The following is a 24,863-nucleotide window of genomic DNA, read 5'->3' as shown; positions in this document are numbered from 1 at the left end:
GGCGCGCCCTGAACGACGCACTTCAAACACAACGCGACGAACAAAAGAAGAACAGGATTTCATCCTATGCCCCCGCTTTCTCGGCAGCCTTGAGCGCCCGCTTCAGGTCGTCGATCAGGTCGGCCGGATCTTCGAGCCCGATCGACAGCCGAATCGTTCCCTGCGAAATGCCCGCACCCGCCAGCGCCTCGTCCGTCATGCGGAAGTGCGTCGTGCTCGCCGGGTGAATCACCAGGCTCCGGCAATCGCCCACATTCGCCAGGTGGCTGAACAGCTTCAGCGCCTCGATGAACGCCTTGCCCTGCGCGCGGCTGCCCTTGATGTCGAAGCTGAACACCGCGCCGGCACCCCGTGCGCCATGGCGCAGCAACTTCTGTGCGAGCGCATGGCTCGGGTGCGACTCGATCAGCGGATGTCCCACGCGCGACACGAACGGATGCGTGGCCAGGAACTCGACCACCTTCTGCGTGTTGTCGATGTGGCGCTCCATGCGCAGCGGCAGCGTCTCGATGCCTTGCAGGATCAGCCACGCCGTGTGCGGGCTCATCGACGCGCCGAAATCGCGCAGGCCTTCGCGGCGCGCGCGCAGCAGGAACGCGCCGACCGTGCTTTCCTCGCTGAACACCATGTTGTGGAAGCCGTCGTAGGCCCGCGTCAGTTCGGCGAACTTGCCGGACTTTTCCCAGTCGAAACTGCCGCCGTCGACCACCACCCCGCCGATCACCGTGCCGTGGCCCGACAGGAACTTGGTCGCCGAGTGATAGACCAGGTCGGCGCCCCAGTCGAAGGGCTTGATCAGGTAGGGCGAGGTCAGCGTGGAGTCGACCAGCAGTGGCACGCCCGCTTCGTGCGCGATGTCGCTCACGGCGGGGATGTCGAGCACGTCCAGGCCCGGGTTGCCCACGGTCTCGCCGAAGAACAGCTTGGTTTCAGGCCGGACGGCCGCGCGCCAGCCGTCCAGGTCGCCGGGCTTCACGAAGGTGGTCTCGATGCCGAAGCGCCGCATCGTGTAGTGCAGCAGGTTCTGCGAACCGCCGTACAGCGCCGTGCTGGCCACGATGTGCGAGCCCGCGCCCATCAGCGTGGCAACCGACAGGTGCAGCGCCGCCTGGCCGCTGGCGGTGGCGATGGCGCCGATGCCGCCTTCGAGCGCCGACACGCGCTGCTCCAGCACCGCGTTGGTCGGGTTGCTGATGCGCGAATACACGTGGCCCGCGCGCTCCAGGTTGAAGAGCGCAGCCGCGTGGTCGCTGGACTCGAAGACGAAGGAGGTGGTCAGGTGGATCGGCACCGCCCGCGCGCCGGTGGCGGGGTCGGGCGAGGCGCCGGCGTGCAGCGCGAGGGTGTCGAAACCGGGGTCGGAATAACCGGGCATTGGGGCCTTTCTCAGTTGTCTCTTGGATCGCTTCGCAATGCCCCGTTACGCTGGCAAAACATGCGTGCGCGACAGGGGCGTTCAGGTCGGCGTCGATTGTGGGCTATATTCAAAAACGGCACGCCGCCGAGATAGCCGAGATTGAGGTCTCCAGAGGAGCACACGATGAAAGTCAGCGACATCCTTCGCGTCAAGGGCAACACGCTCTTCACCATCACACCCGACGACCAGCTGGCAGAAGCCGCCAACACCATGGCGGAGAAAGACATCGGCTCACTGGTGGTCATGGAACACGGCGACCTGGTCGGCATGCTGACCTTCCGGGAGGTGATCGTGGCCATCGTCAACAACGGCGGGCAGGTCGGCACCACGCTGGTCCGCAAGGCCATGGACGATGCTCCCGTCACTTGCACGCTGGAAACCGACCTGGACGAAATCCGCCGCATCATGCTGGAGCGCCATGCGCGCTACATGCCCGTGATGGACAAGCGCATGCTGATGGGCGTGATCAGCTTCTACGACGTGGCCAAGGCCGTGGTCGACAGCCAGAACTTCGAGAACAAGATGCTCAAGGCCTACATCCGCGACTGGCCGGCGGAAGACGACGAAAAAACCGGCTGAGCCGGCGTCCGGCCGGGCCCGTCGCCCGGCCTCCGGTTTCCGGTCCGTCGCGCTGTTCAGTTGTTCAGGGCAGCCGCGCGATCTGGGTGCGCAGCAGCGCGTAGAACCCCTCGGTGTCGGCCTCGCTGATCCACAGCGTGTTGGGCGTGCGGCGGTTGTAGCCCCGAAAATCGACCACCGTCACGCCGGTCGTGAACTCGCCCTTCGTCTCCACATCCACGCTCACCCTGGCGCCCTTGAACAGCTCGGGCTGCAGCAGGTAGGCGATGACGCACGGGTCGTAGATCGGCCCCACCGCCACGCCCCGGCGGCGCAGGCCGTACGCCATCATCGAATCGAAAATGTCGGCCACCACCTTGCCGGCGTTGTTGCCCATGGCGCGGAAGGGAACGATGCGCTCGGGCGTCAGCAGCACGCGGCGCGCCGCGTCGTGCGACATGGCCGTCACCGGCACGCCGCTGCGGAACACGATCGATGCCGCCTCGGGGTCCGCATACACGTTGAAGGTGGCGGCCGGCGTGATGTTGCCGCCCACGCCCCAGGAGCCGTCCATCACCACGATCTCGGCAATGGCCGGCTTGATGTCGGGCGCCGAATTGAGCGCGGCTGCGAAGTTGGTGAGCGGCCCCAGGCCCACGAGCGTGATGCTCTTCGGCGCCGCGGCGCGCAGCGTTTCGATGATGTATTGCACCGCGTGCGTGGGCATCAGCGGGCCGCGCGGCGTGTGCAGCGTGGGGCCTTCCATGCCGGTCTTGCCGTGCACGTCGTCGGCAAAGATGGGTTCGCGCACCAGCGGGCGCGGATAGCCCGCGTACACCGGAATATCGGGCCTGTTGGCCCAGTCGCGCACCATGCGTGCGTTCTTTTCGGTCACGGTGAGCGGCAGGTTGCCCACGCTCACGGTCAGCGCCTTGATATCGAGCCTGTCGGTCGCGGCCATGGCCATCAGTAGCGCAATGGCGTCGTCCTGGCCAGGGTCGGTGTCGATGATCACCTGGCGCTTGCCGGGTGCGGGCGGCAGTTGCGTGGCCGGGGTGCCGGCCAGCGCCTGTGCCAGCGCGGCCGCGGTGGGCGCCGGCGTGGCCTGCGCGAAGGCCATGCCGGCAAGGCTGGCGGCGGCGGACGCGACGAGTGCGCGGCGGGAAAGCCGGGGCAGGGTCTTCGTCATCGTGCTCACTCCTTGATGTTGGCGGTCTGCACGATCTTCTGATTTCGCGCGTACTCGGCCTGCACGAAGCGGCCGAAAGCCTCGGGCGTGCCGCTGCCCGGCAATGCGCCTTGCTCCATCAGCTTGCCGCGCACGCCTTCTTCCTGCAGCACGGCGTTCAGCTCCTGGTTGATGTGCGCCACCACGGCCGGCGGCGTTTTGGCGGGCGCGAAAATGCCCGTCCAGCTCACCATGTCGAAGCCCTTGAGGCCGGGCATCTCGTCGAAGGTGGGCACGTTGGGCAGCGCGGCCAGCCGCTTGCTGCTGGTGATGCCGAGCGCCTTCAGGCGCTTGCCGTTCACGTGCGGGATGGCGCTGGTGCTGACCAGCATCGCCAGGTCGACCTGGTCGCCGATGACGTCGGTGGCAATCTGCGCGCCGCCGCGGTAGGGCACGTGCGTGACGAAGATGCCGCTGCGCTCCTTCAGCAATTCCATCGCCAGTTGCAGCACGGTGCCCACGCCCGAGGTCGCGTAGTTGTACCTGCCGGGCTTGGCCTTGGCGAGCTTCACGAAGTCCGTGAAGGTCTGCGCCTCGAGGCCGGGCCGCGCCACCAGCACCATCGGCGCGGTGTTGAGCAGGCCGACCGGTGCCAGGTCTTTCAGCGGGTCGAAGCGAAAGGCCGTCGGGTTGACCAGCTTGCCGATGGCGATGGCGCTGTCGGGGCCGACCACCAGCGTGTAGCCGTCGGGTGCCGCGTTCACCGCCTTGGCAACACCGATGGCGCCACCCGCGCCGCTCACGTTCTCGATAACGACCGATTGCTTCAGCCGCTCGCCCAGCCGCTGCGCGACCAGGCGCGCATTCACGTCCACGCTGCCGCCCGCCGTGTAGGGAACGATCAGCGTGATGGGCTTGGCGGCCGGCCACGCCTGCGCGAGCGCCGCGGTGGGGAGGGCGGCAAGGAGTGCTGCAGCGAGCAGCAGGCGGCGTGGCGTGTTCATGGCGTGGGCAATCAAAGGTTGGAGGAAGTGGTGGCGGTGGTGGTGGGTTCGGTGTCGAGGCGGGCGCGCAGCGTGTCGAAGGCGTCGCTCCATTGCGTGCGCCATTCGCGGCGCTGCGTGTCGTCGATCCAGGCGCCGTCGAGGCCGTTGTGCATGAAGCCGCGCAGGTCGTCCAGGCCGAAACCGAAGTCGCGCACCATCATCAGCCAGGCCTGCGTGGGCGTGACCTTGTGCAGCGTCGGATCGTCGGTGTTGGGGTGGATGCGCAGGCCCAGGCCGGGCATGCGGCGAATCGGGTGGTCGAGCGCCCAGCGCTCGGGCGGCAACGTGCGCAGGTAGTACGAGTTGGTCGGCACCACCGTGAAGAGCACGCCGCGCTCCGCGCACTCGCGTGCGAAGTCGGGCTGGTCGACCACCGTGTAGCCGTGGTCGATGCGGTCGACCCGCAGCACGTCGAGCGCGGTGCGCACGTTGGTCCAGGGCATGCCGAACTCGCCGGCGTGCGCGGTGGTCTTCAGCCCCGCCTTCCTGGCGGCGGCGTAGGCCTGCGTGAACAGCTCCGGCGGCCGGTCGTTCTCGCGGTAGTCGATGCCGATGCCGATCACTTCGTCGCAGCGGTGCGCCTTGACCCACTCCACCATCTCCACCGCCGCCTCGGCGCTGGCTTCGCGGTCGATGGCCGCGATGAGCCGGCCGGTGATGCCGAACTCCTGCTGCGCGTCGTGGATCGCGCGGACGATCGCGCTCTGTGCCATTGCGTAGGGAATGCCCGAACCGTGCACCGTGCCCGTCGGGTTCCAGAAGAACTCCGCGTAGCGCACGTTGTGCGAGGCCGCGTCCTGCAGGTATTCGAGCGTGAGCTGGTACAGGTCGCCGGCGCCGCGCACCAGCTGTGCGTCGAGCGCGCGCAGCACGCGCAGCACACCCACCGGTTTTTCGCCGCGCGTGTAGAAGCCTTCGATCTCGTCGGCCGCCAGCGGTGCGCCGGCGCGCAGGTTCAGCTGCTTGAAAGTGTCGTGGCGCACGGTGCCGAACAGGTGGCAATGCAGCTCGACCTTGGGAATCGCACGCAGCATCGATTCCAGCGTGAATGGGGGCGAGGTGGGGGCAGCGCTGGTCATGCTGACCAGTCTAGGCAGTGGCACCTCATAAAGAAAATTTTGAATTTCTATAATTTGATTCACTGAATCAATAACCGGAACCAATGGCCGGTACGTCGCCCATGGCCACCTTGCCCCTGCCTTTGCGTGCGCTCACCCTGCGCCAGTTGCAGTTCTTCTCGGTGCTGGTCGAGGAAGGCCAGTTCGGACGCGCCGCGCGGCGGCTGGCCATTACCCAGCCGGCGCTGAGCAATGCCATCAAGCAGATGGAAAAGCTGCTCGGCGCCGAGTTGCTGACCCGCTCCACCCACAGCCTGGAGCTCACGCCCGTGGGGGCCGAGGTACTGGCGCGCACCGACTTCCTGGTCAACACCTTCGAGGTGGCGCTGCGCGACATCGAGAGCACCGTGCAGCGCGGCCGGGCCTTCGTGCGCATCGGCGTGATCCCTTCGGCCAGCGCGCGCGTGGCCGCGGCTGCCAGCGAGTTCCTGGCGAATGGCCAGCGCGAAGTGGAGCTGGCCTGGCGCGACGCGCCGTCGACCGCCTTGCTGGCCGAGCTGCGCAGCGGCCAGCTCGACATGGCGGTCGCCGCCATCACCGAGCCGCCGGGCGGCCTGACCTGCATCGACTTGTTCCGCGACCCGCTGGTGCTGGTGGTGCGGCGCGACCACGCACTGGCCGAGGCGGGCGACGCGAACTGGGAAGCCATCGGCAAGGAGCGGCTGGTGCTGTTCGAAAGCGGCAGCATGCCGGCGCTCGGAAACCCGGCGCGCGCCCAGTTCGCGCAGGGCGCGGAGCCGTACCGCGTGAGTTATTCCGAAACGCTTTATGCGCTGGTGCGCAGCGGGCAGGCGCTGGGGCTGATGCCGCGGCTGTACACCTCGTCGCTGCGCGACCCCGAACTGGTGGTCGTGCCGCTGCTGAAGCCGCGCGTCGAACGGCGCGTGGTGCTGGCGTATATGCCGGGGCCGATGCGCAATGTGGTCGCGCAGGAGCTGATTGCGTTCCTGCGCGACAGGTTGCCGCAGGGTGGAGAGGCGACGGTGCGGCGGATGACGAAGGGCGCCAAGAGCCCGCGCGCTCGGCGATAGGCTGCTTTTGCGCTTCAACGCATCTGCGCCTCCCGCTTGAACCGCTCCAGCGTCCATCCGTTTCCCAGCAGGAGCATGCGCGTGTGAAGCGCACCGAGCGTGGCGTCGTCGATCTCGGGGCCGAGGTAGGTCAAGACCTTTTCCCTCAGGTCGACGAATCCGGCGTCGTAGCGGTTGGCGAGGCTCTGCCAGAGTGCGTTGGCGCCCGGCGACTGCCGCGCGCCGCTCATCAGGCAGATGCCGCTGCCGAGTGCCCACCGGTAGACCGCCGTGGCCAGCCCGCGCCGCTGGTAGGCCGGGTCGTACTGCGAGTGCGGTGCCCTGACGTGCCGGTCGGCCCTGCGCCCGAGCTCGATCAGTCGGTTGAAGACGGTGTAGCCGACGAGGCGTTCGCAGCGAACGTCCTCGACGTACACATAGAGCTCGCCGTCCGCTTCGCGGTAGCGCACGCGCAGGTCAGGGTCGCTCTGGTCCGGCAGGTGCAGGTCCTGCAGGCGGTCGCCCAGCGCGCGCATGCGTTCGTAGACAGGCGTCAGCGGCTCGCTCGGCCGGCCTTTCTTCGGATCGACATCGATGCGCAGTTCAGCAGGGCGCAACGCCCATGCAGTGAATGCGTCGAAGAAGGGGAATGGGCGCAATGCAAATGCCATGTCGCCCTCACTGCTGCTTCAAGGCGGGCGCCAGCGCGCCATGCGCCACAGGCTCGGCCTTGACAGGCGATGCCACGCCGCTGCCGCGCGGCACCACCAGCACGTCGCTGGCGGACCACCGCAGCACGCGCTGCGCCACGCTGCCGAACACGAAGTCGACGATGGCCGAGCGCCCGTGCTTGCCCACCACCAGCAGCTCGGCCTTCGAGTACTGCTGCTGCACCGCCGCCTGCCGCGCCGGGTCGCCCTGGCCGATGGCCGAGACGACGCGGTTGCGCCGCGCGGTCGACGAATCCGACAGCGACAGCATCCGATCGCGCGCATGCAGCGCGCAGGCATGGCGCAGCGACTTGATGGCGTAGTCGGACACGTCGGCGTAGCGCAGCTTGCCTTCGTGCAGCGTGTTGAGCGCATGGAACAGCTCGACCTCGGCGTTGCCGTCGAAGGCCCAGGCCAGCTCGACCAGATGCCGCGATGCATCCGTGAGGTCGACCGCCACCAGGATGCGCCGGTAGCGCTTGGCCGCATCGAGCCGCGCGACCAGCACGGGCTTTCGCACGGCGCGCAGCAGCCGCGCCACGGGCTGCCCGTGAAAGAAGGCGAGGGTGCAGGCGTCGCGCGCGTCGCCGACCACCAGCAGGTCGCACCAGCGCGATTCTTCCGCGATGGCGTCGAGCCGGCCGCTCACGTTGTCGACCTTCTTGACCAGGACGCCGAATCCCTCGGCCATTTCGATGGCCAGGCCGGCGAGGCGGCGCGTGGCATGCGCGGCGGTTTCGGTGGCGCCGACGGCGAATGCCGCGGGCGCATACATGAGCTTCAGCAGCGCGCCGTGTTCCGCGGCAATCGATGCCGCGCGGCGCACCGTGCGATGGCCCCGCGCGGACAGGTCGGTGATCGCGAGGATGGATTGGATGTTGTGCATGCTTCTTTTCCTTCCGCAGGAGAAAGCAGGCCGTGCGGCCACGGCAGCGGATTGGAGTGCTGCAGCAGCGGCGGCGGGCCGGAAGATCGGGTGGGGACGGCGAGAGCGCGACCGTGCGCGAACGCAACCCGTCAGTCCATCAGCCCGTCAGGGGCGGACGGCGGGTGCTACCGCGCGGGGCTGTGGTGGCCCGGCGGTCGATGGATGCGCTGTAAAGGGGGAGGCTGACCGCCGGGCTCAGGGATGTGCGAGGGTCAGCTCTGACCGCGTCGCCACCGCCGCATGCGCGACCGCGCGCGATTCGCTCGAAGCCAGCGACCCATGGTCGACCGGAGAGCGGTTCTTGCTGCGGATGAAGGCCTTGCGTTGCATGGGCCCGAGTGTAGGAAGGCCAGCGCGGAACCGCAATCAAAGGCCCCGCATCTTCTGCCAGATTGAAGAGCCCGCCGCGCGGCGAAGAGGCGGCCGTGGCCTCAGTGCAATTCGGCCGCTGCGTGGATGGTTTCGCGCACGCGCGGATAGATCTGCGCGTTCCATTTGCTGCCGCTGAACACGCCGTAGTGGCCCACGCCGGCCTGCAGGTGGTGCGTCTTGAGGTAAGGCCGGATGCCGGTGCACAGGTCTTGCGCCGCGACCGTCTGGCCGACCGCGCAGATGTCGTCGCGTTCGCCTTCGACCGTCAGCAGCGCGGTGCGGCGGATGGCCGCGGGGTTCACGGTACGGTCGCCCACGGTGAGCACGCCGCGCGGCAGGTCGTAGGTCTGGAACACGCGCTCCACCGTCTCCAGGTAGAACTCGGCCGGCAGGTCGTTCACGGCCAGGTACTCATCGTAGAAGTTGCCGATGGTGCGGGCCTTCTCCAGGTCGCCTTCGACAAGGTGGGTGAACATGTCCTGGAACTGCTTCTTGTGGCGCTCGGGGTTCATGCTCATGAAGGCCGAGAGCTGCAGAAAGCCGGGGTACACGCGCCGCATCACGCCCGCATGCGGCCATGGCACGTGGCTGATGAGGTTGCGCCGGAACCATTCGATGGGCTTGCTGGTGGCCAGCACGTTCACCCCGGTCGGGTTGATGCGGCAATCGACCGGCCCTGCCATCAGCGTGAGGCTGCGCGGCGTGGACGGGTTGTCGTCTTCGGCCATGAGGGCGGTGGCGGCCAGCGCGGCCACGCAGGGCTGGCACACCGCGACCATGTGCACGCCCGGGCCGATGGCCTCGAGGAACTGGATGAGCTGCAGCGTGTAGTCGTCCAGGCTGAAGCCGCCATGCCACAGCGGCACGTCGCGCGCGTTGTGCCAGTCGGTCAGGTACACGTCGTGGTCGCGCAGCAGGGTGCGCACGGTTTCGCGCAGCAAGGTCGCGAAATGGCCCGAGAGTGGTGCAACCAGCAGCACGGGCGGGTGCACGGCCTTGATGTCCTTGCGAAAGTGCAGCAGTGTTCCGAAGGGTGCGGTGAGCGTTTTCTCTTCGTGGACAAGCACTTCGGTGCCGTCGACCGTGACGCTGCCAATGCCGTAGGGCGGGCGCGAATGGGTCAGCCGCATGCGCGAAAACACCTCGAACTGGGCCGCCATGCGCCGCATGATGGTGCGCTCGGTGCCGTCTTGCCAGAGCGCCTTGCCCAGGTACTGCGCCGCCAGCCGCGAGGGCGAAAGAAGGTCGGCTTGGTTCTGATAGGCCCGGTACAGCATGCAACGGGTGCAGGCAAGTTGCGGGCCAGCCGGGTGGCATGGCGCTTGCACGCAGCGTTGCATCGTCAAGGAGCGTCCCGATGGCCAAACCCGTTCTCACCATCAGCAGCAAGAACTACGGTGCGTGGTCGCTGCGCGGCTGGCTGATGTGCAGGCTGGCCGGCCTGGACTTCAGCGAGAAGATCATTCCGCCCGACGATCCGGCCATGAAGGCCGAAATGCTGCTGCTGTCGTCGTCGATGCTGGTGCCGTCGCTGCAGCACGGCAGCGTGAAGGTGTGGGACACGCTGGCCATCGGTGAGTACCTCCACGAGATCAAGCCCAAGGCCGGGCTGCTGCCGGCCGACGTGGCGGCCCGCGCCCATTGCCGCGCCATCTGCGGCGAGATGCACTCGGGCTTCAGCTCGATGCGCGGCGCGCTGCCGATGAACATCAAGGCCCGTTTCAAGAACTTCAAGGTGTGGTCGCGCGCGCAATCGGACATCGACCGCATCGTGGCCATCTGGCGCGAATGCCTCAAGGCCCATGGCGGGCCGTTCCTGTTCGGCAAGCAGCCGGGCATTGCCGATGCGATGTACGCGCCGGTGGTCACGCGCTTCCTGAGCTACGACGTGGCGCTCGACAGCGTGTGCGCCGCGTATTGCAAGCGCGTGATGGAACTGCCGGCCATGCAGGAGTGGGTGGAGGCGGCAAAGCGGGAGCCGGAAGAAATCGACGAGCTCGACGCGGAGTTCTGAGCCGCAGCAGCTGCAGAAACTGCGGCCCCGGGACCGGTCAGTGCCGGAACATCCGCAGGTCGAGCACGCTTTCGTTGCCCAGCCACATGGCATGCGCCGTGTGGTCGGCAAAGTCGTCGCCCGTCACGCCGTGCACGAAGATGTCGAGGCCGTCGCGGTTGGCTTCGAGCCAGGCGATGACCTGGTCGAACTCGGCGGCATCGAAGGCCAGCTGGCAGCTCCAGTGCGGATGCGGCCCCACGAGCCGCTCGTGCACGCGGCCCACGACCACCATCAGCTCGTGGCCCGCCCGCTCGCAGAGCGCGCGCGCCTGCGCCAGCGTGGCGGGAGCAAAGTAGACGTGGGCATGGTACTGGGCGTAGAGGTTTTCGGGGCGGCGCGGCATGGTGTGCTCATTGTGGCCCCAAGCGCGCCAAACGGAAGCGTCCGCTGTAGCGGAACACGTCGCCGAACCAGCGGTGGCGCAGCAGCATCTTCATCGTGAAGTGGTCGGGGTCGGACGGATCGGGCCGTTCCTCGACATGGGCCGTGCCCAGCAGCAGGCCCAGCGGCAGCGGAATGCGCAGGCGGCCGATGCGCCAGATGTAGCCCAGGTCGCGGAACACCAGCGCGCCTTGCTCGGCACTCACCGCCAGCCGCATGCCGATGCCGAAGCGCACGTACTCGATGACTTCGCTGCCCTGGGCGGGCGTGTGCTCCATGTGCGAGCGGAAGTGAAAGTCGGGCCGGCCCTTGAAGTGAAAGACGCGGTCCCAGTACAGGTGAGGGTTGTCGGGGCGGCAGCGGTAGTGCACTTCGATCGGCACGTCGGTCCCGGTGTGCGGCACCAGCGCGCCGAAGAGCCGGCCCAAAGGCATCAGCAGTTCCGCCCAGGGCGCGTGATGCACTTCGCTCATGGTGCCGCGAACGCATACGTAGTCGTCGGAGAACGGCGCCATCGTGTAGTGGCGCCGGATCACGTCGCCGAGCTGGTCCCATGCGGGGCCCAGCGCCAGCTGGAAGACGGGGCGGGTGTTCGCGTTCGTGGTCATCTTGATCGTCGTGGTCGTCGTCATCATCATCGTCCGGCCACCGCCAGGGTGCGCTCGCTGCGTGCCTTGTAGAAGCGCAGGATGTGTTCCGCCCCGTCGCCCAGCAGAAACTGCAGCACCGGTTCCGCATACCAGTTGAAGCGGGTGCTCACGCGCCACGACACGTCGATGCGCAGCTCGGTGCCGCCTTCGCGCGGGGTCAGCGTGTAGGTGGAGTCGCGCAGGTCGAAGTACTGGCCGCCGATCATGACGTGGTCGTCGAGCGCGCCCGCGGGGAACGAGTCTGGCGTGAAGCGGTAGCGCCACTTCAGCAGCCGGCCCGGCTGCCAGTCGGTGATGATTTCGTCGAAGTGCACGTTCTTCTGCCATTGCACCTGGCGCACGCGGCCCTCGGGCGTGTCGACGGTCACGCCCGACACCGGCAGCGGCACGCCGATGCGGTAGGCCCAGGCATCGCCGACTTCGCTGGGGCGGATGTCGCGTGCGTCGTTCAGCGCGTGCCACACGCGCTCGGCCGGCGCGGCAATGAAGAGCGTGCGAGAGGTGTACGAGAACTGGTCGGGGTCGGGCAGTTGCGGCTCGATGGCGCCGAGCACCAGCGGCAGCATCGCAAAGCTGTAGAGCGCGGGTTTGGGCCAGTTGGTAACGCGGCAAACGATGCCCATCGCCAGCCCGCCGACGCTGCCCATGATCGCGAACAGCGGAATGATCACGATGGCGCAGATGAGTCCTTCGATGAACACAGCCAAGGTGCCACTGACAAAGAGCGCCGTCGCGACCCACGGTGCCCAGAGGTAGTAGCCCCAGCTGCGCCGCTCGATGCGCTCGGCCATGTAGACGGTGACGGCACCACACACGGCGGGTGCGAAATACACGAATGCACCGAGCATCGGCGAGAAGCGATGGCCAGGGCCGCCGCTGAACGCAATGCGCAGCAGCAGGGCGACCAGTGCGCCGGCGAGGATGGGCCAGAACCATGCGAAGGGCATGCGGCGGCGGGGCTTGTCGGTTGGCTTTTCGTCGTTGGACGTCGTGGGCGCCAGTTCGGACAGGCGGGTGTCTTCGTGTTCTGTGCTCATGGGCTCCTCTGGTGTTTGCTGTCTGTTCTTGTTGCGTTGTGTTTTGAGCGCTGCTGTTTGGTTCATTCAGGGCGACGCCCACGCCGACGGTGTGCTCTGCTCCGCGAATGTCCCCCGCTTCGCTCCTCCTTTATTTCGCTGCGCAGAGCACNNACCCGGTGTCAGTCGTACGCGCCCTGAACAACAGCGAAAAATCAAGCCCGCCGAGTAGCCGTAACCATCCCGTAGTCGAAGTCGCGCCAGAACATGCCCAGTGCCAGCGCGCAGTAGCTGGCCACGATGTGCTTGCGACGCCACGGACTCAACCGGCCGCGCGCCTTCCAGAGTTCGACCAACGTGAATCGCGTGGCGAGCACCGGGATGTGCAACGCACTGGGTGCCACGCGCCACCGCAGCGACTTGAACTCGATGTCCTCGAACCCGTTGTCGCGCAATGCCGCAGTGAAGTCTTCGCGCGTGGCCAATGTGGGCACCGCCCAGCTGTCGGCCCACAGGCGGTGCAGCCAGCCGGCGACGCGGCCGGGCTTCTTGCGCAGCAGGAACCCGTCGATCACCACCAGCCGCGCGCCCGGCTTCAGCAAGCGGGCCGCCTCGCGCACGAAGTCGGCCTTGGCCGTGCCCTCGGCATAGCAGGCGCTTTCGAGTGCCCAGGCGCCATCGGCTTGCGCGGCGGGCAGGCCGGTGCGCGTGTAGTCGGCTTCCATGTGCGCCACACGGTCGGCCACGCCGGCCTTGGCATCGAGCTTTGCCGCAATGCCGTTCTGTACCGGCACGTTGGTCACGGTGACGGCGTAGAGCGAAGCGTCGTCGCCGACCAGCGTGCGTGCGGTGGCGCCGGCGCCGCAGCCCAGGTCGAGTACGCAGCGGCGTTGTTGTTGCTGTTGCGTGGGGCTTGCTGGCACGTCGAGCTTCAGTGCCCGGCCGACCGCGCGGTTCATCTCGATCAGCATGCCCTCGCGCCGGAACGGATTGAGGCCGACGCGCCAGAAGCCGAAGTGCATGTTGTAGCTCGGGCTCCAGGCGCTGTAGTCGATGGCGACCTCGGTGAAGTAGTCCTGCGTTTCTTCGCGGGTGATCGGCGAGACGGCTGGGGCGGCAACCGCAGGCCTTGCCGTTTCAGGCGTGCCCGGCATGCGGAGGTCAGTCTGGAAGACGGTGGGCATCGAGGTTCCTTCTTTCTTCTTCGGATGGCGGTCTTATCGGAGTTCCCTGGGGGTGTGACAGCGTGATTTGTGTGGTGCTCTTTTTTCAGAGCCGGCATTGATCGTCCGCACAGGTGGCCGGTGCGATGGCACCGCGTCCCACGAGCCGGGTGACCAGCCATCGCGGCAGCCGGTAGCGGTTGCGCGCGAGCCCGGCATAGGCGCGGTCGGCCAGCGCGCCGACGAGCGGCAGGTCGAGCAGGAAGCCGCCGGTCGGCAGGCCCACCGCCGCGCGGCAGGCGCGAATGGCGGGAACACCCGCCATCACGCGGCCGCCGGCATCGACCGCGTGCATGGCCGTCATCAGCGCCCCGCGCGGGGCCGGACCGCCGGCAAAGTCGGCAGGCGAGCAATCGACGAGGTTCAAGCGGCCGGCGGCATCGCGTGCCTTCATGGCGCCCATTTCGGCGACGCAGAGCGGGCAGGTGGCGTCGAAATAGACGGTCAGGGGGTAGGCGGCGAGGGCTGCTTGGGACATGGCGTTCTTTGTTATCGATATTTCAGTCAAAACAGAAATGATCGGGCAAAAAAAGGACCTCAGATCATCGGCAGGCTGGCATGGTGGGCGTCCGGGTCTTCGCCCTTGCCGCCGTCGCCGCCCTTTCCGCCTTTATCGGAGGGCGCTGCATCGCCGCGCACGAACTTCTGCACGCTGGCGCCCAGCGTCAGCACCTTGTCGAGCGTGCCGGGGGACAGCCGCAGCATTTCGTCGGCCCAGGTGGCGAGCTTGTCCATCAGCTCCATGGTCGAGCGGATGCGGTCTTGCGCATCGGCCGGCTCCTTGTGGAAGTCGGGGCTGGACACCAGTTCGCGCAGCACGCGCACGGTGGGGTCGAACTCGCGTTCCTTGCGCTCGCGCACGACGGTGCGGAACAGTTCCCACACATCGACGCTGGTCTCGAAATAGTCGCGCCGGTCGCCCAGGATGTGGGTCACGCGCACCAGGTTCCAGGACTGCAGTTCTTTCAGGCTGTTGCTGACGTTGGAGCGGGCCACGCCCAGCGTGTCGGACAGCTCTTCGGCATGCATCGGCTTGCCGTGGGCAAAGAGCAGGGCGTGGATTTGCGAGACGGTGCGGTTGACGCCCCACATGGACCCCATTTCGCCCCAGTGCAGGACGAACTTGCGTTGAATGTCGGTGAGTTCCATGGCCGCGAGTTTAGGATTTCTTAAATTTCTGTCAATAGAGAAACAAGAGAAATGTAAAAACCGGATGGCGCTTCCGAATCGGTGGAATACTGTATGAATAAACAGTAAATTCCATCCAAAGGATTTGCCATGCCCGCTGCTCAGGTTCCCATCCACATCATCAAGGGCCGAGGTGCGGCCACGCGGCTGGCGCACCGTTTCGCCAAGGACGAGCGCAATGCCTTCGACGACGGCTGGGGCACGCTCGAAGAAGGCGTGGCCGAGGCCGACGAGCTCATGCCGCTCGCAACCGAAGTGCGCTTCGAGGACGTGAAGTCGGTGCTTACCGGAAACGAATCGCCCGACATCTACTTCGACCGTTCGCTCAACCCTTACCGAGGCTGCGAGCACGGTTGCATCTATTGCTTTGCGCGCCCCACGCACAGCTACCTGAACCTCTCGCCGGGCCTGGACTTCGAGACCAAGCTCATCGCCAAGCGCAACATCGTCGAGGTGCTGCGTGCCGAACTCGGGCGCAAGAGCTACCGGCCGAGCCAGATCGCCATTGGCACTGCCACCGACTGCTACCAGCCCATCGAGCGCGAGCTGCGGCTCACGCGCTCGGTCATCGAGCTGCTGAAGGAAACGCGGCACCCCTTCGCGCTGGTCACCAAGTCGAGCGCCATCGAGCGCGACCTCGACCTGATCGCGCCAATGGCCGCCGAGCACCTTGTGGCGGTCTACGTGACCGTGACCACGCTCGACGGCGAACTGGCGCGCAAGCTGGAGCCGCGCGCGGCCGCGCCGCACCGGCGGCTGCGCACCATCCGTACGCTGGCCGAGGCCGGGGTGCCGGTGGGCGTGAGCGTGGCACCGCAGATTCCCTTCGTCACCGAAGACATGGAGCACGTGCTCGAAGCGGCATGGGAGGCCGGCGCGCGCAGCGCCTTCTACACGGTGGTGCGGCTGCCGTGGGAGGTGGCGCCGCTTTTCAAGGAATGGCTGGCGCTGCACTACCCGCAGCGCGCCGACCGCATCATGGCGCGCATCCACGAGATGCGCGGCGGCAAGGACTACGACGCCGACTTCACCACGCGCATGAAGGGCAGCGGCCTGTGGGCCGACCTGATCCACCAGCGCTTCCAGAAGGCGACGATGCGGCTGGGCTTCAACCGCGAGCGCATTCCGCTCGACATCACCGCGTTCCGGCCGCCCGGTGCGGTGGGGCAGGCCAGCCTGTTCTAGCGGGCACCTGCGCAGCGAACACCAGCGCGCGGCGTCGTCGTCCGTGCGTCGTTCAGCTCTGTTCGAGCACGCGGCCGTTCAGCGGCTGGACCGGGCGCGCATTCATCCGGTAAAGCTTGCGAAAGGCCGCAAGCTGGCCTTTTGAAATTTCCACCGGCTGCCGCAGCACCTGCCAGCTGACGTCTTCGCTGCAGGGCGGCGTGGTCAGCGAACCGGTGAAGTGGTAGTAGTCGTGCTTGGCCGGCAACAGGTCCGACGGGTTCAGCGCGATCTTCAACGGCTCGGCTTGTCCGGGCTGGCCCGGAAGGGCGTCGAACACCGGTTTCAGCGCCGCGTTTTCCTTGCCTTCCTTCAGCAGCACGGCGACCACGGCGAGCTGGCCCGCGTCGTTCTTGTGCACCATGTGGACGACCATCGGGTAGGCTTTGCCGTCGATCCTTTCCTCGCTCGGTGTGTGGAAGTGAAACTGCACGAGCTTGAATTCGCCTTCGGCCAGCCCGATGCCGCCACCCTCCGCGAGGTTGACTTGAACGGTATGGCCGGTATTGACTGCCTCGCCCGCGCTGCCCGTGTAGTCGAAGCGGATGGGCTCCAAGGCCGCCTTCTTTGCCTGGCTCACCTTGATGTTGACCGGCGACTGGTGCTTGCCGAGCTTGCAGGTCGCGAAACCCGGCTCTAGGTCGCCCCAGGCCTTGGTGCCGAGCTTGCCCCGGTAGTCCCAGTGCGCATGTGCCGGCGCGTGCCCTTCCTGGGCCATTGCGCCTATGGCCGCCGAGGCGATCAGCCCGCCGACGGCGAGCTTGAGGATCGAGAGATGTGATGTCATTGTTTGTTTTTTCCCTGATGGTTGAAGAGCGGAGAGCGGCATTGCGCCAGCCGGCGCCCGCTTTCCGCAGCGTCTTCTACCACTCCAGGACAAGCCCGCAACGCGGGCGCACAAACCTCGACATCACCGCGTTCCGGCTACCGGGTGCGGCGGGGTGGGGCGGGCCAGCCTGTTCCCGCTAGTTCTTTCGCAGGAAGTCGCCCACCAATTGCGTGGTGGCCTTCGGGTTCTCTTCCATGATCCAGTGGCCCGAGTCGGGCACGATGCCCTCGGTCACGTCGCTGGCCGCGAAGCGCATCACCGTTGCCATGGTCGAGCCGAACGACTTTTCTCCGCCCAGTGCCAGCACCGGCATCTCCAGCTTGCCCTGCGCCATGAAGGCCTTGTTGTCGATGGCGTCCTGGTCGAAGGCCGCGAACTGCGAAAAGCCCCCGTGCATGTTGCCCGGGCGCGCGTACAGGCGGGCGTAGTGCTGCCGCGCGGCTTCGCTGAAGCGCGCCGGCGTGGCTGAGAACTCGTTCCAGAAGCGGTCGAGATAGATGCGCTCGCGCCCGGCCACCAGCCGCTCCATGTCGGGGCCACCGAAGCGGAAGTGCCACAGCAGCGGATTCTTCAGAATTTCTTCCCACGGTCCCACGCCGGGCACGGGCGCGTCGATGAGCACGAAGCGCGTCACGCGGTCGCGGTTCTGCGCCGCGAAGGCATAGCCGACCATGTTGCCGATGTCGTGCGTGACCAGCTGTGTCTTCGCAACGCCGAGCTTGTCGAGCAGTTGCGCGATGTCCTGCCCCTGCGTCTTCTTGTCGAAGCCCGCGGTGGCGCGCGCCGACAGGCCCATGCCGCGCAGGTCGGGCACGACCACGGTGTGGTCGCGTGCGAACTCGTTCGCCATCGGGGCCCACATGTCGCCGGTCTCGCCGTAGCCGTGCAGCAGCGTGACGGCGGGGCCGGTGCCGCCCACGCGCACATGCAGCGTGGTGCCGTTGACGGCAATTTCGCGCGTCTTGAACGCGGGCGAGAAGGTGGGAAAGTTCTTCGTCTGCGCCAGCGCCGTGGTCGCGAGCAGGGCGAAGGCGAGAAGTCCAAAGATTCTCTTGCGCATGAATCGCTTCCGTGGAGTGCTGGGGGCGCGATCCTACGAGCTTCCCGTGAAACCCGCCATCCCTCGTTCCCGGCAAGCGGTGGAAACCGGCGTTGGCGAAAGGGCCCGCTCAGCGGGTGCCGGCCACCTGGCGCGGCGTGTTGGCGCAGCCGGCGCCTGTGGTGCCGTCTTTGCCATCGGTGCCGCACCAGTCGCCGCCCAGCGCCTTCACCAGGAACACCGAGGTCAGCAGCCGCTGCCCCTGCAACTGCGCGGCTTGCCGTTCCACCGTCAGCAGCGACTGCTGCGCGGTGATCACGTCCAGGTAGGTCGAGGCACCGCCTTCGTAGCGGCTGGTTGCCATGTCGAGCACGCGGCGCGCCGCGGCCACGGCGGCCTGGGCCTGCGTGTTGGCGCTGTCGAGCGCTGAAAGGCCGGTGATGCCGTCTTCGACTTCCTGCATGGCGGTCAGCACGGTGCGGCGGTAGTTGCCGACGGTGGCGTCGTAGCCGGCTTTGGCAAAGTCGACGTTGGCGCGCACCCGGCCGCCGTCGAACAGCACCTGCGTGGCCGACACGCCGACCGACCACAGCAGGCTGGGGCCGTTGAACAGGCTTTCGATCAGCCGGCTGTCCACGCCCACGGTCGGCGAAATGATGAAGCTCGGATAGAAGGCCGCGGTGGCCACGCCGATCTGTGCATTGGCAGCCGCCATTGCGCGTTCGGCCGAGGCCACGTCGGGCCGGCGCTGCAAGATTTCCGAAGGCACGCCCAGCGGCACCGCCGGCGGGCGAATCTCGCGCAGGTCGACCGCCAGCGCGAAGCCGGGCGCGGGCGTGCCGGTGAGCGTGGCCAGCGCATGCTCGTACTGCGCACGCTGCTTCTTCAGCACGTCGACCTGCGTCAGCGTGGTTTCGAGCAGCGCCTGCTGCTGCGCCACGTCGAGGCCCGACACGGCGCCCAGGTCGTGGCGCGCCGTCACCAGTTCCAGCGCACGGCGCTGCAGGCCGATGGAGCGCGAGAGCACGTCCAGTTCGGTGTCGCTCGAGCGCAGGTTGAAGTAATTGCTGGCCACGTCGGCGCTGAGCAGCAGGCGTGTGTTGGCCAAGTCGGCGGCCGATTGCTCGGCGGAGGCGGTGGCGCCCTCGACGGTGCGCTGCACACGGCCCGCCAGGTCGAGTTCGTAGCTGGCGTTGAGCGACACCGCGAAGTCGTTCTGCAACGTCGAGAAATTGGCGCTGTTGTAGTTGGTCAGCGGCCGGTTGGCTGAAATCCTGAGCCGCGAGGCGCGCGTGCCCAGGCCGAGTTGCGGATAGCGGCCGGCATCGCTGGCGGCCAGCGTGGCGCGCGCCTGGGCCAGCCGCGCGTTGGCGATCACCAGCGTGGGGCTGCCGGCCAGCGCCTGGTCTTGCAGCGCGTCGAGCTGCGCGTCGCCGAAGCGCTTCCACCAGGGGCCCTTGTCGGCGCTGTCGTTGGGCGCGCTCACGCGCCAGGGTTCCTCGAGCTTCCAGCTGACGGGCAGCGGGGTGTCCGGCGCCTTGTAGTCGGGGCCGACCGCGCAGCCTGCCGCGAGCAGGGCTGCAGCGAGCGCCGTGGCAAGCAGGCGCGGCGTCGTCATCACGCGGGGGCCTTGGGCGTGGGCGCCTTCGTGCCCGGGGCGGCCGGAGCCTGCGGTGCGCCCGTCGCTCCGGGTGCAGCCGGAGCGGGGGCCTCGGGTGCCACGGCCACCACATCGCCTTCGGCCAGCGAGTCGGAGGGGTTCAGCACCATGCGGTCCTTGCCGTCGAGCCCGTCGATCACCTCGACGTTCTCGCCGTAGTTGCGGCCCAGCGTCACGGCACGCAGCGCGATGCGGCCTTGCGCATCGACCACCGCGATGCGCGTGCCCTCGGCGCGGAACAGCAGCGCATTCGACGGCACGGTCAGCGTGCGGCTTGCGGCCAGGGGCAGCGACACCTGCACATAAGCGCCCGGCAGCAGCGCGCCGTCGCTGTTGGGCAGCGAGACCTCGACCTGCATCATCCGCGTGGTGGTGTCGATCGATCCCGCGGTGCGCGCCACCTGGCCCTTGAAGCTCTGGCCACGCAGCTCGGCCTGCGTCACGACCACCGGCTGGCCCGCCTTGACGAGCTGCGCGTAAGCCTGCGGCACGTTGATGTACACGCGCAGCGGATCGGTCTGCGCCAGCAGGAACAGAGCGCGCCCGGCGCCGCCGCCCGCGCCCGCGTCGATGAGGTCGCCCACGTCGACGTTGCGCCGGGTAATGACGCCCGCGAACGGTGCCACCACGCGCTTGAAGCCTTCGGTCTGCTTGAGCCGCTGCACGTTGGCATCGGCCGCCGCCACGTTCGATGTGGCCTGCGCGACGGCGCTGCGGCGCTCGTCGAGGTCTTGCTGCGAAACCACGTCTTTCTTGCGCAGCGCTTCCCAGCGCTCGGCCGTGCTTTGCGCCAGCGCCAGGCCCGATGCGGCCTGGGCCCGCGCGGCAATGGCCTGCGAGAGCTGCTGGTCGATTTCGGGCGTTTCGATCTCGGCCAGCAGTTCGCCCTTTTCGACGCGGCTGCCGATGTCCTTGGTCCAGCGCTTGAGGTAGCCGCTGGCGCGCGCCGCAATCGGCGACTGCACGAAGCCCTGCAGCGTGCCCGGCAGCGCCAGCGTCTGGCCGGTGGCGGGCACGCGGGGCAGGGCGGTCTGCACGTACTGTTTGGCGCGCTCGGCGGTGCCGGCCTCGAGCGCGCGGGCGTTGGCCATGCGCACGAACACCGTGCGCGCCGCGCCCAGCGCCAGCAGCACCAGGACGATCAGCACCAGCCAGCGCGTGCGCCGCACGATCTGCCGGCGGCGCATCAGTTCGCCTTCGCCTTCTTCTACGGCGATGGGGTGGATGGCCAATGCCGAATGGCGTTGCTCCGTCATGACCAGCTCGGCGCCGGGCCGCTCCCAAGGCGAGCTGCGGCCCCCTCGGGGGGCAGCGAATACACGAAGTGAATGAGCGTGGGGGTCACGTACTAATTCTCCTGGGGCGCTGCGCCCGCTGGCGGTTGTTGCTCTTGCTGCTGCTGTGTGGCTTCACGGGCCGCCTTGCGGTGCGCCAGCCTACTGTGCACCCCCGCGTACACGGCGGGCACGAAAAACAACGTCGACACCGTGGCGAAGATCAGCCCGCCGATGACGGCGCGGCCCAGCGGCGCGTTCTGCTCCGCGCCTTCGCCGATGCCGAGCGCCATCGGGATCATGCCGATGATCATGGCCAGCGCCGTCATCAGCACCGGTCGGATGCGGGTGGCGCCGGCTTCGAGCGCGGCCGACAGCGGGGGAATGCCCGCCTGCAGCCGCTCGCGCGCGAACGACACCAGCAAGATCGAATTGGCCGTGGCCACGCCCATGGTCATGATCGCGCCCGTGAGCGCGGGCACGCTCAGCGTGGTGCCGGTAATGAACAGCATCCACGCGATGCCCGCCAGAGCGGCCGGCAGCGCGGTGATGATGATGGCCGCGTCGAGCCACGACTGGAAGGTGACCACGATCAGCAGGTACACCAGCACGATGGCCATCGCCAGACCCACGCCCAGCCCGATGAACGACGACTGCATTGTTTGCACCTGCCCGCGAATCGTGACCTGGCTGCCGCGCGACAGCTTGGGCCGCATCTCGTCGACCAGCTTCTGCACCTTCGATGCCACGCTGGCCAGGTCGGTGCCCTGCACGCTCACGTAGACGTCGATCACCGGCGCGATGTTGTAGCGCGACATCACGGCCGGCTGGCGCGCGGCCTGCGCGTCGACCAGGTTGCCGAGCAACTGCTGCGAGGCGCCCGTGCCGCCACCGCCGCCTGCCGTCGCGGCACCCGAGCCCACCGGAATATTGAGCAGCGCATCGAGCGAATCGACGGTGTATTGCGGCGTCTGCACCGCGATGCTGTAGACCACGCCGTTCTGCGGATTCAGCCAGAAGGCCGGCGCCGTCTGCGAGCTGCCCGACAGCGCAATCAGCACGTTCTGCCCCACGTTGGAGGCGGTCAGGCCGTACTGCTGCAGCCGCGAGCGGTCCATCTGCAGGCTCAGCGCGGGGCCGTCCAGGCGCTGGTGCACGTGGGCATCGACCGCACCGGGAATCTGGCGAATCGCTTTGGTGAGCTCTGCTGCGCGTGCCGCGTTGCCCGCCATGTCGGCGCCGCTGAACTGCACGTCGATGGCGGCCGGCAGGCCGAAGTTCAGGATCTGCGTGACGATGTCCGCCGGCTGGAAAAAGAACTCGATGCCCGGAAAGCGCTTGGGCAATTCGGCGCGCAGCACCGACACGTGTTCCTCCGTTGGCTTGTGGCCTTCCTTCAGCGACAGCAGCAGTTCGCCGTCGAAGGTGCCGATGGTGCCGGCGTTGCTGTACGACAGGTTGATGCCGCTGTTGGGCACGCCCAGGTTGTCAAGAATGGTTTCGAGCTGGTCCGGCGGCACCAGCTCGCGGATCGCGGCTTCGACCTTGTCGGTGAGGCGCGCGGTTTCCTCGATGCGCGTGCCGGTGGGCGCGCGCAGGTGCAGGCGGATCTGGCCCGCATCGACGGTCGGAAAGAAGTCACGGCCCAGTGCCGGGTACAGCAGGCACGACAGCAGGCAGAAGCCGAGGAACAGGCCGATGAAGCCCGCGCGCTTCGAAAGCACCGCCGACAGCACCAGCGTGTACGCACGGCGCACGCGCTCGAAGCGGCGGTCGAAGCTGCGGTACAGGCGCTGCAGCAGGCTCTGCTTGCGGCCTGCTGCAGCGGCGGCGGCCGGCTGGTGCTCGCCGTGCGATCCGCTCATGAGCAGCATCACCAGCGTCGGCACCAGCGTGCGCGAGAGAAGGTAAGAGGCCAGCATGGCGAACACCACCGCTTCGGCCAGCGGCACGAACAGGAAGCGCGCCACGCCCGAGAGAAAGAACATCGGCACGAACACGATGCAGATGCACAGCGTGGACACGAAAGCCGCCGAGCCGATCTCGCCCGCGCCGACCTCGATGGCTTCCTTGAGCGGCGTTCCCATGTGCAGGTGCCGCTCGATGTTCTCGATGGTCACGATCGCCTGGTCGACCAGGATGCCGACCGACAGCGCGAGCCCGCCCAGGGTCATGAGGTTGAGCGTTTCGCCCAGCGAATACAGCACCAGGATCGACGCCAGGATCGACAGCGGAATCGTCAGGCCGATGATGAGCGTGCTGCGCCAGTTGCCCAGGAACAGCAGCACCATCGCGGCCGTGAGCGCGGCGGCCAGGATGGCCTCGAACACCACGCCCTTCACCGCTGCCTTGACGAACACCGACTGGTCGAACAGCGGCGTGATCCTGATGTCTTCCGGCATCGTCTGGGCGGCGATGGGCAGCATGGCGCGGATGTTCGACACGATGTCCAGCGTGGACGCACCGCCGTTCTTCAGCACCGAGAGCAGCACGCCGCGCACGCCGTCCTGGCGTACCACGTTGGTCTGCGGCGAGAAGCCGTCGCGCACGTAGGCCACATCGCGCAGGTAGGTGGTGGCGCCGTTCACGGTGCGCACCGGCAGGTCGTTCAGGCCCGCGATGGCATCGGGCGAGCCGTTCATCTTCACGTTGTATTCGGTGCTGCCGAACTTGGCCGTGCCCGAGGGAAGAATCAGGTTCTGCGCGTTGACCGCGTTCACCACGTCGGCCGGCGACAGGCCGCGCGCCTGCAGCGCCTGGGTGTCGAGGTCGACCGAAATCAGCCGGTTCTTGCCACCGTACGGAAACGGAATGGCCGCGCCCGGCACCGTGATGAGCTGCGGGCGCAGCTGATTGACGGTGGCGTCGAACAGCGAGTTTTCAGAGCGCGTGGGGCTGGACAGCGCCAGCTGGATCACCGGCACACTGGAGGCCGAGTACTTGATGACCAGCGGCGGCGTGATGCCCGGCGGCAGCTGCCGGACCTGCGCCTGCATGGAGGCCACCACCTGCGAGATGGCCATCTCGATGTTGGCGGTGGGCTGGAAGAACACCTTGATGATCGACACGCCCGCCAGCGACTGCGACTCGATGTGCTCGATGTCGCTCACCGTGGTGGTGAGCCCGCGCTCGACCTGGCCCGAGATGCGCTGGCCCATTTCCTGGGCCGGCAGACCGGTGTAGTTCCAGATGACGCTGACCACCGGAATGTTGATTTCCGGGAAGATGTCGGTGGCCATGCGCGCCAGGACAAACGGCGTGGCCAGCACGATCAGCATCGCCATGACGATGAAGGTGTACGGACGACGCAATGCGAGCTGGACCATGGACAGGGCTCTCTGCTTCCGGCGGAAAAAGGTTTCGCATCATAAGGAAGTAGATTTAAGTTTGCTGGCGCCGTTTTTTCGGGTGTGGTGCTTTACCAAAAGGGTGCATATGGACAGGGTTTGGCTGGTAGTGATGGGCGTGTCGGGGTGCGGCAAATCGAGCCTGGGCGCGGCGTTGGCGACCACGCTGGGCCTGCCGCTGATCGAGGGCGACGACCACCATCCAGCGGCCAACGTGGAAAAAATGAGCCGCGGCGTGGCGCTGACGGACGAAGACCGTGCGGGCTGGCTGGCAACGCTGGGCCGGGCCTTGGCCGATGCGCCGCAGGGGGCGGTGCTGACCTGTTCGGCGTTGAAGCGCATCTACCGCGAGCAGTTGCGGGCAGCCGCGCCGGGGCTGCGTTTCGTGTTCATGGCCATCGAGCGCGCCGAGTCCGAGCGCCGTGTGGCTGCGCGTGCGGGGGCGGGCGAGCACATGTTTCCGGCGAGCCTGGTGGCGAACCAGTTCGCGACGTTGGAGTCGCCGGTCGGTGAGGCGGGTGTGCTGGCGGTCGATGCGACAGCGCCACTGGGGGCGCTTGTTACCCAGGTTCGGGCCTGGCTACCGGCTGGGTAGTTTGTTCGTTGCGGGTGCGGGGTCATTCTTTGACGTGTGCGACTGACACCGGGT

Annotated in this window: 24 protein-coding genes; 5 read left to right on the top strand and 19 right to left on the bottom strand. The window is 67.5% G+C overall.

The window, feature by feature from the left end; all coding sequences use genetic code 11:
* Positions 1-64: 64 nt before the first annotated feature.
* Complete coding sequence (locus DBV14_RS15940) at positions 65-1,375, bottom strand: O-acetylhomoserine aminocarboxypropyltransferase (protein WP_124460132.1); 1,311 nt, start codon at positions 1,373-1,375, stop codon at positions 65-67.
* Between the two features lie 165 nt (positions 1,376-1,540).
* On the opposite strand from DBV14_RS15940, the gene DBV14_RS15935 reads away from it, so the two are divergent.
* Positions 1,541-1,996, top strand: coding sequence for a CBS domain-containing protein (locus DBV14_RS15935; RefSeq protein ID WP_124460131.1), 456 nt, complete (start codon positions 1,541-1,543; stop codon positions 1,994-1,996).
* A 64-nt stretch (positions 1,997-2,060) separates the two neighbouring features.
* Here the strand turns inward: DBV14_RS15935 and DBV14_RS15930 are convergent, their stop codons facing one another.
* The 3 genes from DBV14_RS15930 to DBV14_RS15920 are packed head-to-tail and all read right to left on the bottom strand — an operon-like array spanning position 2,061 to position 5,268.
* Positions 2,061-3,164 carry a nucleoside hydrolase gene (locus tag DBV14_RS15930; RefSeq protein WP_124460130.1) on the bottom strand — a complete coding sequence of 368 codons (1,104 nt, stop codon included), beginning with the start codon at positions 3,162-3,164 and terminating at the stop codon, positions 2,061-2,063.
* Between the two features lie 5 nt (positions 3,165-3,169).
* Positions 3,170-4,147, bottom strand: a complete 978-nt coding sequence (locus tag DBV14_RS15925; RefSeq protein WP_124460129.1) for a tripartite tricarboxylate transporter substrate binding protein — start codon at positions 4,145-4,147, stop codon at positions 3,170-3,172.
* Between the two features lie 11 nt (positions 4,148-4,158).
* The gene (locus tag DBV14_RS15920; RefSeq protein WP_185546030.1) at positions 4,159-5,268 is read right to left on the bottom strand and encodes an adenosine deaminase; all 1,110 of its coding nucleotides are present in this window, start codon (positions 5,266-5,268) and stop codon (positions 4,159-4,161) included.
* A 101-nt stretch (positions 5,269-5,369) separates the two neighbouring features.
* Here DBV14_RS15920 and DBV14_RS15915 point away from each other — a divergent pair, with 101 nt between their 5' ends.
* Positions 5,370-6,338, top strand: a complete 969-nt coding sequence (locus DBV14_RS15915) for a LysR family transcriptional regulator (protein WP_124460127.1) — start codon at positions 5,370-5,372, stop codon at positions 6,336-6,338.
* A gap of 14 nt (positions 6,339-6,352) precedes the next feature.
* Here DBV14_RS15915 and DBV14_RS15910 read toward each other — a convergent pair whose 3' ends face one another.
* The 4 genes from DBV14_RS15910 to DBV14_RS15900 form a co-directional block, all read right to left on the bottom strand.
* Entirely contained in the window at positions 6,353-6,988 is a 636-nt protein-coding gene (locus DBV14_RS15910; RefSeq protein ID WP_124460126.1) for an N-acetyltransferase, read from the bottom strand.
* Between the two features lie 7 nt (positions 6,989-6,995).
* Positions 6,996-7,913, bottom strand: coding sequence for a universal stress protein (locus DBV14_RS15905; protein WP_124460125.1), 918 nt, complete (start codon positions 7,911-7,913; stop codon positions 6,996-6,998).
* A gap of 237 nt (positions 7,914-8,150) precedes the next feature.
* Positions 8,151-8,285 carry a hypothetical protein gene (locus tag DBV14_RS33915; protein WP_260397068.1) on the bottom strand — a complete coding sequence of 45 codons (135 nt, stop codon included), beginning with the start codon at positions 8,283-8,285 and terminating at the stop codon, positions 8,151-8,153.
* 101 nt (positions 8,286-8,386) lie between these two features.
* Positions 8,387-9,604, bottom strand: coding sequence for a polyhydroxyalkanoate depolymerase (locus DBV14_RS15900; protein WP_124460124.1), 1,218 nt, complete (start codon positions 9,602-9,604; stop codon positions 8,387-8,389).
* A gap of 80 nt (positions 9,605-9,684) precedes the next feature.
* On the opposite strand from DBV14_RS15900, the gene DBV14_RS15895 reads away from it, so the two are divergent.
* Positions 9,685-10,341: a glutathione S-transferase gene (locus DBV14_RS15895; protein WP_124460123.1), complete on the top strand. Its 657-nt coding sequence runs from the start codon at positions 9,685-9,687 to the stop codon at positions 10,339-10,341.
* Positions 10,342-10,378: 37 nt separating this feature from the next.
* Here the strand turns inward: DBV14_RS15895 and DBV14_RS15890 are convergent, their stop codons facing one another.
* The 6 genes from DBV14_RS15890 to DBV14_RS15865 all read right to left on the bottom strand — a co-directional run bounded on the left by DBV14_RS15890 (position 10,379) and on the right by DBV14_RS15865 (position 14,802).
* Entirely contained in the window at positions 10,379-10,726 is a 348-nt protein-coding gene (locus DBV14_RS15890; protein WP_124460122.1) for a DOPA 4,5-dioxygenase family protein, read from the bottom strand.
* 7 nt (positions 10,727-10,733) lie between these two features.
* Complete coding sequence (locus tag DBV14_RS15885; protein WP_124460135.1) at positions 10,734-11,372, bottom strand: DUF4166 domain-containing protein; 639 nt, start codon at positions 11,370-11,372, stop codon at positions 10,734-10,736.
* Positions 11,373-11,398: 26 nt separating this feature from the next.
* Positions 11,399-12,451 carry an SRPBCC family protein gene (locus DBV14_RS15880; protein WP_124460121.1) on the bottom strand — a complete coding sequence of 351 codons (1,053 nt, stop codon included), beginning with the start codon at positions 12,449-12,451 and terminating at the stop codon, positions 11,399-11,401.
* Between the two features lie 194 nt (positions 12,452-12,645).
* Positions 12,646-13,614 carry a methyltransferase domain-containing protein gene (locus DBV14_RS15875; RefSeq protein WP_124460120.1) on the bottom strand — a complete coding sequence of 323 codons (969 nt, stop codon included), beginning with the start codon at positions 13,612-13,614 and terminating at the stop codon, positions 12,646-12,648.
* 85 nt (positions 13,615-13,699) lie between these two features.
* Positions 13,700-14,131, bottom strand: a complete 432-nt coding sequence (locus DBV14_RS15870; protein ID WP_124460119.1) for a thiol-disulfide oxidoreductase DCC family protein — start codon at positions 14,129-14,131, stop codon at positions 13,700-13,702.
* Positions 14,132-14,190: 59 nt separating this feature from the next.
* Positions 14,191-14,802, bottom strand: a complete 612-nt coding sequence (locus tag DBV14_RS15865; RefSeq protein ID WP_124460118.1) for a GbsR/MarR family transcriptional regulator — start codon at positions 14,800-14,802, stop codon at positions 14,191-14,193.
* 129 nt (positions 14,803-14,931) lie between these two features.
* Here DBV14_RS15865 and DBV14_RS15860 point away from each other — a divergent pair, with 129 nt between their 5' ends.
* The gene (locus DBV14_RS15860) at positions 14,932-16,026 is read left to right on the top strand and encodes a PA0069 family radical SAM protein (RefSeq protein ID WP_124460117.1); all 1,095 of its coding nucleotides are present in this window, start codon (positions 14,932-14,934) and stop codon (positions 16,024-16,026) included.
* A gap of 52 nt (positions 16,027-16,078) precedes the next feature.
* On the opposite strand, the gene DBV14_RS15855 is transcribed toward DBV14_RS15860, so the two are convergent.
* From DBV14_RS15855 to DBV14_RS15835, 5 genes are all read right to left on the bottom strand, one after another.
* Positions 16,079-16,894 carry a carbonic anhydrase gene (locus tag DBV14_RS15855; RefSeq protein WP_260397065.1) on the bottom strand — a complete coding sequence of 272 codons (816 nt, stop codon included), beginning with the start codon at positions 16,892-16,894 and terminating at the stop codon, positions 16,079-16,081.
* Positions 16,895-17,030: 136 nt separating this feature from the next.
* Positions 17,031-17,954: an alpha/beta fold hydrolase gene (locus tag DBV14_RS15850; RefSeq protein ID WP_124460116.1), complete on the bottom strand. Its 924-nt coding sequence runs from the start codon at positions 17,952-17,954 to the stop codon at positions 17,031-17,033.
* A 109-nt stretch (positions 17,955-18,063) separates the two neighbouring features.
* Positions 18,064-19,551 (bottom strand): efflux transporter outer membrane subunit, encoded by a 1,488-nt coding sequence (locus DBV14_RS15845; RefSeq protein ID WP_260397064.1) that lies wholly within the window; start codon positions 19,549-19,551, stop codon positions 18,064-18,066.
* The gene (locus tag DBV14_RS15840; RefSeq protein WP_124460115.1) at positions 19,551-20,849 is read right to left on the bottom strand and encodes an efflux RND transporter periplasmic adaptor subunit; all 1,299 of its coding nucleotides are present in this window, start codon (positions 20,847-20,849) and stop codon (positions 19,551-19,553) included. Before DBV14_RS15840 ends, DBV14_RS15845 begins: the two co-directional genes overlap by 1 nt.
* Before the next feature lie 92 nt (positions 20,850-20,941).
* Positions 20,942-24,199, bottom strand: a complete 3,258-nt coding sequence (locus tag DBV14_RS15835; protein ID WP_124460114.1) for an efflux RND transporter permease subunit — start codon at positions 24,197-24,199, stop codon at positions 20,942-20,944.
* 103 nt (positions 24,200-24,302) lie between these two features.
* On the opposite strand from DBV14_RS15835, the gene DBV14_RS15830 reads away from it, so the two are divergent.
* Entirely contained in the window at positions 24,303-24,809 is a 507-nt protein-coding gene (locus tag DBV14_RS15830; RefSeq protein ID WP_260397063.1) for a gluconokinase, read from the top strand.
* The last annotated feature ends 54 nt before the right edge of the window (positions 24,810-24,863 follow it).

Source organism: Variovorax sp. KBW07 (assembly GCF_003852515.1).
Lineage (GTDB): Bacteria > Pseudomonadota > Gammaproteobacteria > Burkholderiales > Burkholderiaceae_C > Variovorax.
Note: the sequence above shows the minus strand (reverse complement) of the source record. Positions and strands in the feature narration are given on the sequence as shown.

Bases quoted from the DNA above. Each gene is read 5' to 3' on its own strand.
- DBV14_RS15940 (WP_124460132.1), bottom strand. From the start codon at position 1,375: ATGCCCGGTTATTCCGACCCCGGTTTCGACACCCTCGCGCTGCACGCC.
- DBV14_RS15935 (WP_124460131.1), top strand. From the start codon at position 1,541: ATGAAAGTCAGCGACATCCTTCGCGTCAAGGGCAACACGCTCTTCACC.
- DBV14_RS15930 (WP_124460130.1), bottom strand. From the start codon at position 3,164: ATGACGAAGACCCTGCCCCGGCTTTCCCGCCGCGCACTCGTCGCGTCC.
- DBV14_RS15925 (WP_124460129.1), bottom strand. From the start codon at position 4,147: ATGAACACGCCACGCCGCCTGCTGCTCGCTGCAGCACTCCTTGCCGCC.
- DBV14_RS15920 (WP_185546030.1), bottom strand. From the start codon at position 5,268: ATGACCAGCGCTGCCCCCACCTCGCCCCCATTCACGCTGGAATCGATG.
- DBV14_RS15915 (WP_124460127.1), top strand. From the start codon at position 5,370: ATGGCCACCTTGCCCCTGCCTTTGCGTGCGCTCACCCTGCGCCAGTTG.
- DBV14_RS15910 (WP_124460126.1), bottom strand. From the start codon at position 6,988: ATGGCATTTGCATTGCGCCCATTCCCCTTCTTCGACGCATTCACTGCA.
- DBV14_RS15905 (WP_124460125.1), bottom strand. From the start codon at position 7,913: ATGCACAACATCCAATCCATCCTCGCGATCACCGACCTGTCCGCGCGG.
- DBV14_RS33915 (WP_260397068.1), bottom strand. From the start codon at position 8,285: ATGCAACGCAAGGCCTTCATCCGCAGCAAGAACCGCTCTCCGGTCGAC.
- DBV14_RS15900 (WP_124460124.1), bottom strand. From the start codon at position 9,604: ATGCTGTACCGGGCCTATCAGAACCAAGCCGACCTTCTTTCGCCCTCG.
- DBV14_RS15895 (WP_124460123.1), top strand. From the start codon at position 9,685: ATGGCCAAACCCGTTCTCACCATCAGCAGCAAGAACTACGGTGCGTGG.
- DBV14_RS15890 (WP_124460122.1), bottom strand. From the start codon at position 10,726: ATGCCGCGCCGCCCCGAAAACCTCTACGCCCAGTACCATGCCCACGTC.
- DBV14_RS15885 (WP_124460135.1), bottom strand. From the start codon at position 11,372: ATGACCACGAACGCGAACACCCGCCCCGTCTTCCAGCTGGCGCTGGGC.
- DBV14_RS15880 (WP_124460121.1), bottom strand. From the start codon at position 12,451: ATGAGCACAGAACACGAAGACACCCGCCTGTCCGAACTGGCGCCCACG.
- DBV14_RS15875 (WP_124460120.1), bottom strand. From the start codon at position 13,614: ATGCCCACCGTCTTCCAGACTGACCTCCGCATGCCGGGCACGCCTGAA.
- DBV14_RS15870 (WP_124460119.1), bottom strand. From the start codon at position 14,131: ATGTCCCAAGCAGCCCTCGCCGCCTACCCCCTGACCGTCTATTTCGAC.
- DBV14_RS15865 (WP_124460118.1), bottom strand. From the start codon at position 14,802: ATGGAACTCACCGACATTCAACGCAAGTTCGTCCTGCACTGGGGCGAA.
- DBV14_RS15860 (WP_124460117.1), top strand. From the start codon at position 14,932: ATGCCCGCTGCTCAGGTTCCCATCCACATCATCAAGGGCCGAGGTGCG.
- DBV14_RS15855 (WP_260397065.1), bottom strand. From the start codon at position 16,894: ATGCCGCTCTCCGCTCTTCAACCATCAGGGAAAAAACAAACAATGACA.
- DBV14_RS15850 (WP_124460116.1), bottom strand. From the start codon at position 17,954: ATGCGCAAGAGAATCTTTGGACTTCTCGCCTTCGCCCTGCTCGCGACC.
- DBV14_RS15845 (WP_260397064.1), bottom strand. From the start codon at position 19,551: ATGACGACGCCGCGCCTGCTTGCCACGGCGCTCGCTGCAGCCCTGCTC.
- DBV14_RS15840 (WP_124460115.1), bottom strand. From the start codon at position 20,849: ATGACGGAGCAACGCCATTCGGCATTGGCCATCCACCCCATCGCCGTA.
- DBV14_RS15830 (WP_260397063.1), top strand. From the start codon at position 24,303: ATGGACAGGGTTTGGCTGGTAGTGATGGGCGTGTCGGGGTGCGGCAAA.